Below are 11,120 nucleotides of genomic sequence, written 5' to 3'. Positions count from 1 at the left end.
CGGAATAGTCGTGAGATTTTTATTTCGCATTCTTTCACGACACAGCAAATCGGCTCCGCCTCGGCCCAGCATTGCCCGACAGCGCCTCCACCAGCGCCTCCAGGCTCGCAAGATTGTGCACCGGGCGGAACTCGTCCACATGGGGCAACAGCGCTCTCACGCCGCGCGCCTTGGGCTCGAAGCCTTCATAGCGCAGCAGCGGGTTAAGCCAGACGAGGCGGCGGCAGGAGCGGTGGAGGCGGTCGATCTCCGCCTCCAGGCGCGCGTCCGGATCCCGCTCCAGCCCGTCGGTGATGAGCAGCACCACCGGGTTCTGCGCCAGAACCCGGCGCGACCACTCCTTGTTGAAGGCGTGGAGGGAGGCGGCAATGCGGGTGCCCCCGGCCCAGTCTTTGGCCGCGCCAGCCACCGCATCCAAGGCCGCGTCCGGGTCGCGCCGGCGCAGAGCGCGGGTGACGTTGGTGAGCCGCGTGCCGAACAGGAAGGAATGCACCCGCCGCGTCTCGGAAAGCGCATGGAGGAAATGGAGGATGGCCCGCGAATAGTCCCCCATGGAGCCCGATATATCCACCAGTGCCACCACTGGCGGGGGGCGGTGCTTCGGGGCTTTGAGGCGCGGGGCGAGGAAGAGGCCGCCGGTCGCCAGCGAGGACCGCAGCGTCGCGCGCATATCGAAGCGGGCGCCACGCGGGTCGGGGCGGAAGCGGCGGGTGGGCGCCTCGTCGTCGGGCATGCGCAGCGCCGCGATGCGGCGGCGGGCCTCCGCCATCTCCTGCGCGCTCATCTGCGCGAAATCGCGGGTGCGCAGCACGTCGTCGGCCGAGGCGGTGAGGCGGGCATCCAGCTCGAGCTTGGGCTTTTCCGCCGGCCGCTCCTCGCCGATGCCGGCGAACAGCGCCTCCTGAACCCGGCGCAGCGTGGTCTTGGCCTTCTCTCCCTCCCGTGCGGGCGCGGCGGGCGAGAGCATGGCGATCAGCTTCTCCATGGGCGCGCGGCGCCGCCAGAACAGGCGGAAGGCCTGGTCGAACACCTCATGGTCCTCATGCCGGCGCACGAACACCGCATGCAGGGTCCAATAAACGTCCTCGCGCCCGCCGACCCCCGCGACTTCCAGCGCCGAGACCGCATCCAGCATGTCGCCGGGGCCCACGGGGAGGCCCGCAGCCCGCAGGGCGCGGCCGAAATAGGCGACATTGTCGGCAAGGCGGCCGTCGGGCATGGGATCCTTCGCGACGCGGGTGGCGGGCCCGGTAAGGCCGGGACTGCGCGGAAAGATGGCCATCAAGACGGCCTTAATCAATCACGCCCGAAGATGCGGGACCATTAAACCGCCGGCGGAGACCGGGGCGGCTCCTATGCAGGCATGATGCGCATGTGCTCCTGTGGTGCCCTCCGGCGGATAAGGTTCCAAAATCGGAGCCTCAGGGGGAGAGAGCGCGCGTGAAGCAAGCCAAGGATACGTCCGTTGAGGACGCGGCCCCGCAGCAACTCTATGCGGACGGCCATCCCTTCGACGATGTGCATTATCTCCAGGCCAAGCTCATTCTCCATGGCCTTCGGTTCACCTCGGTGAAGAGCTTCTTCGATTTCGCCAAGATCGTAGGGCGGGTCGCCAAGCGCACGGGCGTGGACTTCGAGCCCCATTCTGCGCAGACCGTGCGGCCGCAGATCCGCGAGGTGCTGTTCATCGACACCCAGGATTTCAGGCTCTACAACAATTTCTTCATCCTGCGGCGGCGGATCGCCTATGAGGACGGCTTCCCGGTGGGGGAGCCGGAAATTGTCTTCAAGTTCCGCCATCCCGATCGCGACACGGCCGCGGCGCTGGATGTGCGCCCGCAGATCCCCGGCGGCTATAAAATCAAGTTCAAGGAAGAGATCCTTCCCCTGAAGGATCGGCTCGGCGGCGTGCGCTCGCTGTTCTCCCACAATGTGGAGTTTCCCTATCGCCCCCGCGGGGTCGCCGATCCCACCGCCGCATCGACCCTCATCCGCGTCTTTCCCGCGCTCTCCCCCATCCTCGGGGGCACGCGCCAGCATGTGAAGCTGGTCAACCGCACGGCTGTCGAGGAAGTGCTCCAGCAATTGGGGACCCTCGACTTCGGCAAGGGGCTCATCGCGCCGTGCAACGTCTCGGTCTGGCGCACCCGCGGCGACCAGAACCAGCTTGTGGGTGAGTTCGCCTATCAGGCCCGCTTCCTGCGCCAGGGCGAGTTGAGCGCCAAAGCCCTCGAGCGCAGCGAAGCCTTCTTCCGGGATCTGCAGGAGGAAGCGCAGGACTGGATCGCACTCGGCACCACCAAGACGGGAGCGGTCTATCGCCTGAAGGGCGTCCCGCCCCAAAGCCATGAATGACGCTTCCCCGCCCCTCCCCCGTCCCGCGCAGCAGCCGGCCACCCTCCCTGAGGTGAGCCTTCTGGATATCCTCATCGGCTTCTTCGTCATCGGCGCCACCAGTTTCGGCGGCGGCGTCGTGGCCTATCTGCGGTCCGGCCTTGTGGGGCGGCGCAAATGGATCGACGACGAGACCTTCGTCGAGCTTCTGTCCATCTGCCAGACCCTGCCCGGCCTCAATGCCTCCAACATGGCGATCCTCGTGGGCGACCGCCTGCGGGGCTCAGCCGGGGCGGCGGTCGCGCTGTTCGGCATCTGCCTGCCGGGTGGCCTCCTGATGATGGCGGCGGCCAGCGCCTATGCGGCCACGCAGGCACAAGGCAACAGCAGCGACGCCGTGACCGCGATCCTCCATGGCGTCTCGGCGGCGGCCGTGGGCATGGTGCTGGCGGTCACCTTCCAGCTTGGGCGCAAGACGCTCACCCATTTTGCCGATTTCGGCTTCGTCATCCTCACCGTCATCGGCGTGAACGTGCTGCACCAGTCGGTGCTGCTGGTGCTGGCCGTGGTGGGGGCCCTCGCCATCTTCTGGTATCGCCCGCGCCGGAAGCCCGAGGGAAGCCCGCAGCCATGAACCAGCTTCCGGCCCTGATCGCCGTGTTCGCCTATCTCTCCCTCCTGACGGTCGGGGGAGGCATGGCAGCCTTTCCGGAGATGAAGGCGCTGGTGGTGGACACGCACCACTGGATGAGCTTCCCCCAGCTCATCCACCTCTACAGCGTCGGCCAGATGGCGCCCGGCCCCAACATGATGATGATCGCCGGCATCGGCCAATGGGTGGCGGGCCCGTTGGGCGCGCTCGTGGTGGTCATCGCCTTCTTCGTCCCCACTGGCCTGCTGACCCTCTATGTGGGCCGCCTGTGGAAGCGCCTCGATCACTGGCCCTGGCGCGCATCTATCCAGCGGGGGCTTGCGCCGGTCTCCATCGGCCTGCTTCTGGCGGGCGCCATCAGCATCTCGCAGGGCGCCCTTCTCGGATGGACCAGCGCCGGCATCGCGGCAGCGGTCCTTCTCGCGCTGCTGGCGACGCGCATGAACCCCATTCCCCTCATCGGGATCGCAGCCGTGGTGGGGTATTTCGCGTTCTGACTATTCCGCCGCCACTGAGCGGCGCGCTTCCTCGATGAGCTTCTCGATGCGCGGGGCGTCGGTGCGGGCGATGTCGTCCTGGTATTTGAGCAGCACGCCCAGCGTGTCCGCCACGAGGCCGGGGTCCAAAGCGGCAGCATCCAGCTCCACCAGGGCCGACGCCCAGTCCAGGGTCTCGGCGACGCCGGGCACCTTGAACAGATCCTCCTTGCGGATCGCCTGCACGAAGGCCACCACCTGCGCCGACAGGCGCTCCGGCACGCCAGGAAGCCGCTTGCGCAGGATGGAAAGCTCCCGCTCGGCGCTGGGATAGTCCACCCAGTGATAGAGGCAGCGCCGCTTCAGCGCGTCGTGGATCTCGCGGGTGCGGTTCGAGGTCAGGACGATGATGGGCGGGGCCGCCGCCTTCACCGTGCCGAGCTCGGGAATGGTGATCTGGAAGTCGGAGAGCACTTCCAGCAGGAACGCCTCGAACGCCTCGTCCGTGCGGTCCAGTTCGTCCACCAGCAGCACCGGCGGGCCTGAAGGGTCCGGCTCCAGCGCCTCCAGCAGCGGCCGGCGCAGGAGATAGCGCTCGGAGAAGACGTCGGAGGCGATGGACCCCTTGTCGCTCTCCCCCGCCGCTTCGGCGAGGCGGATGGCGATCATCTGGGCAGCATAGTTCCACTCATAGGCGGCCGCCGAAAGGTCGAGCCCCTCATAGCATTGCAGGCGGATGAGCCGCCGGCCGAGGGCATTCGCCAGCGTGCGCGCCACCTCGGTCTTGCCGACGCCGGCCTCCCCTTCCAGCAGCAGCGGCCGGCCCATGCGCAAGGCGAGATGGACCACGGTGGCGAGCGCCCGGTCGGGGACGTAGCCGGCGCCTTCCAGCAGAGCTGATGTGGCGGCGATGGAAGCGGGGAAGGAAGAGGGCATGGGCTCAGTCTAGCCGATTTTCCTGCCCCACCAATGGCGAGCGCTCCTCGCGGGGCTTCGGCCATCCCGGCAGGTGAGGTAGGAAATTCAGGAGGTAGGCAAACATGGCGTAGCGGGGCTCGAACACGCTGACGACCATGGACGCCAGAGCGGCAATGATGAAGAGCGGCAGGTGGGAGCCGGCGGCCCGGGCCAGCGAGCGCTTGCCCTCCGGCACTTCCAGGTGGCGCAGCGCGATGACGAGCACGCCGAGGGCGATCATGTTCGCGGAATAGACGTAAACCGCCGGGGGAAAGGCGCCGTACTTGCCCACCACGCTGGAAGAGAACGGCACCGTGGTGACGAAGAACAGATACATCAGCCACAAGGAGACGACGCCGCCGGTGAGGCGCTCCCCCGCCGGCCGCAGCTCGATGCTGGCCCGCCACTGCGCGCCCAGCACGAAGAAGCTGATGAGATAGGTAAAGATCTGCGGCCCCAGCGAGAGCAGATGGGCCGTAAGCTCGCCCGCGCTGGCGATGGGCAGGTCCGCCGGCAGGCGCACGTCCAGCACCAGCAGCGTCATGGCGAACGCGAAGATGCCGTCGGTCAGCGCATCGACGCGGGCTTTGGGAAAACGGCTCATGGGCGGAAAGTAGGCCGCGTTTCAGACCCCGGTGCAACGAGAGCGACGGCGCCGCGCGAACGGCGCCATCGAAACTACACCCACCGCACCTGCACGATTTCGAACGAGCGGGCGCCCCTGGGGGTCACGACCTCCACCGAGGCGCCCTTCTGCTTGCCGATGAGCGCGCGCGCCATGGGCGAGGAGATGGAGATGCGCCCGGCCTTCGCGTCGGCTTCGTTGTCGCCGACGATCTGCCAGATGCGCTCCTCTTCCGTGTCCTCGTCCACGAGGGTCACGGTGGCGCCGAATTTCACCACGTCGCCGGACAGTTTCGCCACGTCGATCACCTCGGCGCGGGAAATCTTGTCCTCCAGATCGGCGATGCGCCCCTCGTTCAGCGACTGCTGTTCCTTCGCGGCGTGATACTCCGCGTTTTCGGAAAGGTCGCCATGAGCGCGCGCTTCGGCGATGGCTGCAATGATCCGGGGGCGCTCCACCTGCTGGCGTTGGCGCAACTCGATTTCGAGGGCGGTATACCCGCTCCCCGTCATGGGAATCTTGTCCATGGGTCCGTCTTAAGACCTCCTGAGACCCCGACTCGCCTGCCGTTCATCGGCGGCGATGGCAAGCCGAAGCGAAAAAACCGAAACCGTAAACGCGGGACGAGAACCGTCTCGGATTACGGCGCGTACCAGTGGAAAAGGCATATGAGCTGCACGGCCCGCGCGCATCAGCGCACGCACCATCCCGCCTCACGTGCCTCAGGCGACGAACGCTTTGCCCGTCGCCGAAGATCCGCCAGCGCCGAAATAGCTCTGCAGCGCGCGCACCTGGAGATCGCCGCCCACATAGGCCTTGATCCCCTGCGCCGCTGCGACGGCTCCAGATAGCGTGGTGTAATACGGCACTTTGTGCAAGAGGGCCGCACGGCGGAGCGAACGGCTATCCGAAAGAGCCTGCGCGCCTTCGGTTGTATTGAACACCAGCTGCACCTCGCCATTCTTGATGGCATCGACGATGTGCGGGCGGCCTTCGAGCACCTTGTTGATCTTGCCCGCCGCTATCCCGTTCTCTTCCAGGAAGCGCTGGGTGCCGGAGGTGGCGATCACCTTGAAGCCCAGCTCCTGCAGGAGCTTGACGGTGGGCAGGATGCGCGCCTTGTCCTTGTCCCGCACCGAGACGAAAACCGTGCCGGTCTTCGGCACCTTGGTGCCGCCGCCCAGCTGGCTTTTCGCGAACGCGACGCCGTAGTCGGTGTCGAGCCCCATCACCTCGCCGGTGGAGCGCATTTCCGGGCCGAGCACCGTGTCGACACCGGGGAAGCGGGCGAAGGGGAACACCGCCTCCTTCACCGCGATATGGTCGATCTTCACGCTCTTGAGGCCGAACGTCGCCAGCTTCTCCCCGGCCATGACGCGCGCGGCGATCTTGGCGATGGGCAGGCCCACCACCTTCGCCACGAACGGCACGGTGCGCGAGGCGCGCGGGTTCACCTCGAGGATGTAGATGTGGTCGTCCTTCAGGGCGAACTGGACGTTCATGAGGCCGACCACGCCCAGCGCTTTTGCGAGCGCGGCCGTCTCCACTTCGAGGCGGCGGATCATCTCGTCGGAGAGCGAGTGGGGCGGCAGCGAGCAGGCGCTGTCACCCGAATGGATGCCCGCCTCCTCGATATGCTCCATGATGCCGGCCACGTGCACGTCCGTGCCGTCGCACAGCGCGTCCACGTCCACCTCGATGGCGTCGGACAAATAGCGGTCGAACAGCAGCGGGTTCCGGCCGAGGACGGTGTTGATCTGGCCCGTCTTGTCGTTGGGATAGCGCGCCTTGACCTCCTGCGGCACGAGGCCCGGCAGGGTCTCCAGGAGATAGTCGCCGAGCTGGCGCTCCTCATGGATGATCTGCATGGCCCGCCCGCCCAGCACGTAAGAGGGGCGCACCACCAGCGGGAAGCCGAGCTGCCCCGCCACGATGCGCGCCTGCTCCACCGAATAGGCGATGCCGTTGTCCGGCTGGCGCAGCTTGAGTTGGTTCAGGAGGCGCTTGAAGCGGTCGCGGTCTTCCGCAAGGTCGATGGCGTCGGGCGAGGTGCCGAGGATGGGCACGTCCGCTGCCTCAAGGGCATGGGCGAGCTTGAGCGGCGTCTGGCCGCCGAACTGCACGATCACGCCGAGCAGCGTGCCCGCCGTGCGCTCGCGGTCGATCAGCTCCAGAACGTCCTCAGTGGTGAGCGGCTCGAAATAGAGCCGGTCGGAGGTGTCGTAATCGGTCGAGACGGTCTCGGGGTTGCAGTTGACCATGATGGCCTCGGTGCCCGCCTCTTTCAGGGCGAAGGCCGCGTGGCAGCAGCAATAGTCGAACTCGATCCCCTGCCCGATGCGGTTCGGGCCGCCGCCGAGGATGATGGCCTTCTTCCGGCTGGAAGGCTGCGCCTCATCGGCGAGGACGCCGGCAAACGGCGTCTCGTAGGTGGAATACATATAGGCAGTGGGCGAGGCGAACTCGGCCGCGCAGGTGTCGATGCGCTTATAGGCCGGGCGTACATCGAGCGCTTGGCGCTGCTTGCGCACGTCCGCCTCTTCCTGCCCCGCGAGGGTGGCGAGGCGGGCGTCGGAGAAGCCCATGGCTTTGAGGCCCCGGAGCGCGCCGGCCGTCTTGGGCAGGCCGAGGCGCTTCACCTTGGCCTCGGTCTCCACGATGCCGCGGATCTGGCCGAGGAACCACGGGTCGATCTTGCACGCGGCGTGGATCTGCTCGTCCGTCATGCCGAAGCGCATGGCCTGCGCCACGTAAAGCAGGCGCTCGGGCGTCGGGGTGCCGAGCGCGGCGCGGATGGCGTTCTTGTCGTCGCCCGAGCCGAGGCCGCCGATCTCGATCTCGTCGAGGCCGGTGAGGCCGGTCTCCAGCGAGCGCAGAGCCTTCTGGAGGCTCTCCTGGAAGGTGCGGCCGATGGCCATGGCCTCGCCCACCGACTTCATGGAGGTGGTCAGCGTCGGGTCCGCGCCGGGGAATTTCTCGAAGGCGAAGCGCGGGATCTTCGTGACCACATAATCGATGGTGGGCTCGAAGGAGGCGGGCGTCGCCCCGCCGGTAATGTCGTTCTCGATCTCGTCCAGCGTGTAGCCCACCGCAAGGCGTGCCGCGACCTTGGCGATAGGGAAGCCGGTGGCCTTGGAGGCCAGAGCTGACGAGCGCGATACGCGCGGGTTCATCTCGATCACGATCATGCGCCCGTCTTCCGGGTTGATCGCGAACTGAACGTTGGAGCCGCCGGTCTCAACCCCGATCTCGCGCAGCACCGCAAGCGATGCATCGCGCATGATCTGGTATTCCTTGTCGGTGAGCGTCAAAGCCGGCGCCACCGTGATGGAATCGCCGGTGTGGACGCCCATGGGGTCCAGATTCTCGATGGAGCAGATGATGATGCAGTTGTCCGCCTTGTCGCGGACCACCTCCATCTCATACTCCTTCCAGCCGAGCACGCTCTCCTCGATCAGCACTTCGCTCGTGGGCGAGGCATCGATGCCGCGCTCGACGATCTCGATGAACTCCGCCTTGTTGAAGGCGATGCCGCCGCCGGTGCCGCCCATGGTGAAGGACGGGCGGATGATGGCCGGCAGGCCGACGATCTCAAGCGCGTCCAGCGCCTGCGCCAGATTCTTGATCTGCCGCGAGGTGGGCGTGGAGAGGCCGATCTTGGTCATGGCCTCGCGGAACAGCTCGCGGTCCTCGGCCTTGTCGATGGCCTCGGCGGTGGCGCCGATCATCTCCACGTCGAAGGCGTCCAGCGTCCCCTGGTGCTTCAGCGACAGCGCGCAGTTCAGCGCGGTCTGGCCGCCCATGGTGGGCAGCAGCGCGAAGCCCTTGGAGCGGTCGCCGCGCTCCTTCTCGATGATCTTGGCGACGATCTCCGGCGTGATCGGCTCGATATAGGTCGCGTCCGCCATGTCCGGATCGGTCATGATGGTCGCGGGATTCGAGTTCACCAGGACGACCCGATATCCTTCCTCCTTCAGCGCCTTGCACGCCTGGGTTCCGGAATAGTCGAATTCGCAGGCCTGACCGATAACGATGGGGCCGGCGCCGATGATCAGGATGGTTTCGAGGTCAGTGCGTTTCGGCATGTCTCGCAGGCGCTCAGCAGGCGCAAAAAAAGGGCCGCGGGTCACGCGCCCCTGGGGGTGAGGATTCCGTCACGCGGACGGCAGGTGCGGCGCCGCGACGTTGAATGATCTCCGTTCGGCAAGCTATTTGGCTTCCTTAGACCATATTTGCACGCGACGGAAGACCGCCGCACCGCCCTGTTGAGCCGGATTGTCCTTTACCCATGTCTTCCCTCTCCGCCCTGCTGACCCGCCACCGCCCGCTGATCGTGCAATTGGCGACCTTCGTCGCCGTCGGCACGACCGCCGCCGTCGCGCATTTCATCGTGCTGGGCGTCCTGGTGGAGCTCGATATCCTCGGCCCGGTGGCTGCCTCCATGGTGGGCTTCGTGGTGGGCACGCTCGTCACCTACACGCTGAACAGCCGCTTCACCTTCGAATCGACCCGCTCCCATGCAGGGGCCATGCCGCGCTATTTCATCGTCGCGGGGGTGGCCTTCGTGCTGAACGGCATCCTCATGGACGTCTTCACCCACCGGCTCGGGATCTTCTATCTGCTGGCACAGGCGCTCACGAGCGGGCTGGTGCTGTGCTGGACCTTCAACAGCTACCGCCTCTGGGCATTCGCGGAGAAGAGGTCGCATGGGTGAGTACAACCACAAACGCCTGTAAGTCGCCATGCCCGGGCTCACCTCGATCCTAGCAAGCAACTTTGTTCGAGGCGGTGGGCTCCGTTCACACCTCTCCCCGAGGGGGAGAGGTCGGCTGCGCAGCAGCCGGGTGAGGGGGCTCCGGCATTTCAGGACTTGAGAGAACGGTTCCCCCTCACCCCAGCCCTCTCCCCCTTGGGGAGAGGGGGCGCGGCGCACTTACGGAGTACCCTGGAACAAGCCCGGCCGTGATGGCTGAGGAAGATGCTTATAATGCGCCGCTCGGCGCGGAAGCACATTAGCCTCTCGGCATCGCCAGGAACGCCATGCGGCTCTGATTGTGGCCCACATTGGGGCGGGTGCGCTCGGCCTGGAAGCCGGCGGACCGGAGGAGCCCGGCGAACTCATCCTCCCGATACATGGAAAGCCCCAGCTCGCCCCGCAGCTTGCGATACGGAGATACCGCCGTTCGGACGAGGCCCACCACTGCCGCCCCGAGGAAACCGTCGCGGGCGGCGAAGGACAGCAAAGCGGCGGCATCCTTTACGGCGCTCACATCAGGGGGGATGACATCCGCAAGCAGAAGCCGGCCCCCGGGCGCAAGGAGGCGGCGCCACATGGCGAGCAGCCCGTCCAGCTGCGGGCGCTTCAGGTATTGCAATAAGGAATTTGCGACGATCAGGTCGAAGCTGCCGTCGGGCAGCGCCTCCACCTCCTCGGGCGAGGCCACGCTGATCCTGCCGTTCCCCTCGAAGCGCTGGCGAATCTTCTCGCGCACACCGGGGGCCGCATCGCACAAGGTGAGAGAGCCGCAGGCGCGGGCGAGCGCGTCGGCAGCCAAAGCTTCACCGCAACCATAGTCCAGCACACGCGCCCCGGGCCCCGGCACGAAGCGGCCAAGGTCCGCGGCGATGCGCGCATAGTGGAGCTGCTTGTGGCGGTCGCTCACATAGATGGCGTGAGCGCCGTCCCAGAAGGAAATCCAATCCATGCGCGCTGTCCTGCGCCGGGAATCGGGCGGAGGAAAGTCAGGTTCGCCTGCGATCAGCCGCCGGCGTAGGCGATGCCGGCCCGCACCTGCTCGATGGCCTGGTCGATGAGGCCGAGCGCCTGCTCGCGGTGGCCGCCCTTGTTGGGCGTGGCCGCCTGGATGCTGGCGCGGGCGGCGCGAAGCTGCTCGAGGCCGGCGACCATGTTGGGCTGGTTAGCCTGCGCGTTCGACACCAGCATCTGGCCGCCGAGGGCGACGCCGAGGCCGAGGACGAAGGCAGCCGTAATCTTCGTGAAAGAGGACAGACGGGCCATTGAAAACTCCATCGGTTGGAGACGAAACGACATACCTCAAGCGGGGCCGCGTGTCAG

At 66.7% G+C, this 11,120-nt stretch carries 11 protein-coding genes; 4 read left to right on the top strand and 7 right to left on the bottom strand.

All coding sequences use genetic code 11. From position 1 onward, the window contains the following. Positions 1-34 precede the first annotated feature (34 nt). Positions 35-1,282, bottom strand: a complete 1,248-nt coding sequence (locus ABLE91_RS24190) for a vWA domain-containing protein (RefSeq protein WP_348935018.1) — start codon at positions 1,280-1,282, stop codon at positions 35-37. Positions 1,283-1,440: 158 nt separating this feature from the next. Here ABLE91_RS24190 and ABLE91_RS24185 point away from each other — a divergent pair, with 158 nt between their 5' ends. Genes ABLE91_RS24185 through ABLE91_RS24175 form a run of 3 tightly spaced genes read left to right on the top strand, consistent with a single transcriptional unit; the run spans position 1,441 to position 3,483 of the window. After that, positions 1,441-2,355 carry a hypothetical protein gene (locus ABLE91_RS24185; protein ID WP_348935017.1) on the top strand — a complete coding sequence of 305 codons (915 nt, stop codon included), beginning with the start codon at positions 1,441-1,443 and terminating at the stop codon, positions 2,353-2,355. After that, entirely contained in the window at positions 2,348-2,968 is a 621-nt protein-coding gene (locus ABLE91_RS24180; protein WP_348935015.1) for a chromate transporter, read from the top strand. The genes ABLE91_RS24185 and ABLE91_RS24180 overlap by 8 nt, the downstream gene beginning before the upstream one ends. After that, complete coding sequence (locus tag ABLE91_RS24175; protein ID WP_348935013.1) at positions 2,965-3,483, top strand: chromate transporter; 519 nt, start codon at positions 2,965-2,967, stop codon at positions 3,481-3,483. Before ABLE91_RS24180 ends, ABLE91_RS24175 begins: the two co-directional genes overlap by 4 nt. On the opposite strand, the gene ABLE91_RS24170 is transcribed toward ABLE91_RS24175, so the two are convergent. The 4 genes from ABLE91_RS24170 to carB form a co-directional block, all read right to left on the bottom strand. After that, positions 3,484-4,398 (bottom strand): AAA family ATPase, encoded by a 915-nt coding sequence (locus tag ABLE91_RS24170; RefSeq protein WP_348935012.1) that lies wholly within the window; start codon positions 4,396-4,398, stop codon positions 3,484-3,486. 4 nt (positions 4,399-4,402) lie between these two features. Beyond that, positions 4,403-5,023, bottom strand: coding sequence for a TMEM175 family protein (locus ABLE91_RS24165; protein ID WP_348935010.1), 621 nt, complete (start codon positions 5,021-5,023; stop codon positions 4,403-4,405). A 74-nt stretch (positions 5,024-5,097) separates the two neighbouring features. Then, complete coding sequence (greA, locus tag ABLE91_RS24160) at positions 5,098-5,571, bottom strand: transcription elongation factor GreA (protein ID WP_348935009.1); 474 nt, start codon at positions 5,569-5,571, stop codon at positions 5,098-5,100. A gap of 195 nt (positions 5,572-5,766) precedes the next feature. Then, the gene (gene carB, locus ABLE91_RS24155; RefSeq protein WP_348935008.1) at positions 5,767-9,129 is read right to left on the bottom strand and encodes a carbamoyl-phosphate synthase large subunit; all 3,363 of its coding nucleotides are present in this window, start codon (positions 9,127-9,129) and stop codon (positions 5,767-5,769) included. A gap of 203 nt (positions 9,130-9,332) precedes the next feature. Between carB and ABLE91_RS24150 the strand changes: the two genes are divergently transcribed. Then, on the top strand, positions 9,333-9,758 hold the full coding sequence (locus ABLE91_RS24150; protein ID WP_348935006.1) for a GtrA family protein: 426 nt from the start codon (positions 9,333-9,335) through the stop codon (positions 9,756-9,758). Between the two features lie 298 nt (positions 9,759-10,056). On the opposite strand, the gene ABLE91_RS24145 is transcribed toward ABLE91_RS24150, so the two are convergent. Then, positions 10,057-10,749 (bottom strand): class I SAM-dependent methyltransferase, encoded by a 693-nt coding sequence (locus ABLE91_RS24145; RefSeq protein WP_348935005.1) that lies wholly within the window; start codon positions 10,747-10,749, stop codon positions 10,057-10,059. 53 nt (positions 10,750-10,802) lie between these two features. Continuing rightward, positions 10,803-11,063, bottom strand: a complete 261-nt coding sequence (locus ABLE91_RS24140; RefSeq protein ID WP_348935003.1) for a hypothetical protein — start codon at positions 11,061-11,063, stop codon at positions 10,803-10,805. Between the last annotated feature and the right edge of the window lie 57 nt (positions 11,064-11,120).

This window comes from Aquabacter albus (genome assembly GCF_040049275.1).
In the GTDB taxonomy this organism is placed as follows: domain Bacteria; phylum Pseudomonadota; class Alphaproteobacteria; order Rhizobiales; family Xanthobacteraceae; genus Aquabacter.
This window is presented reverse-complemented; position numbering and strand designations above follow the sequence as displayed.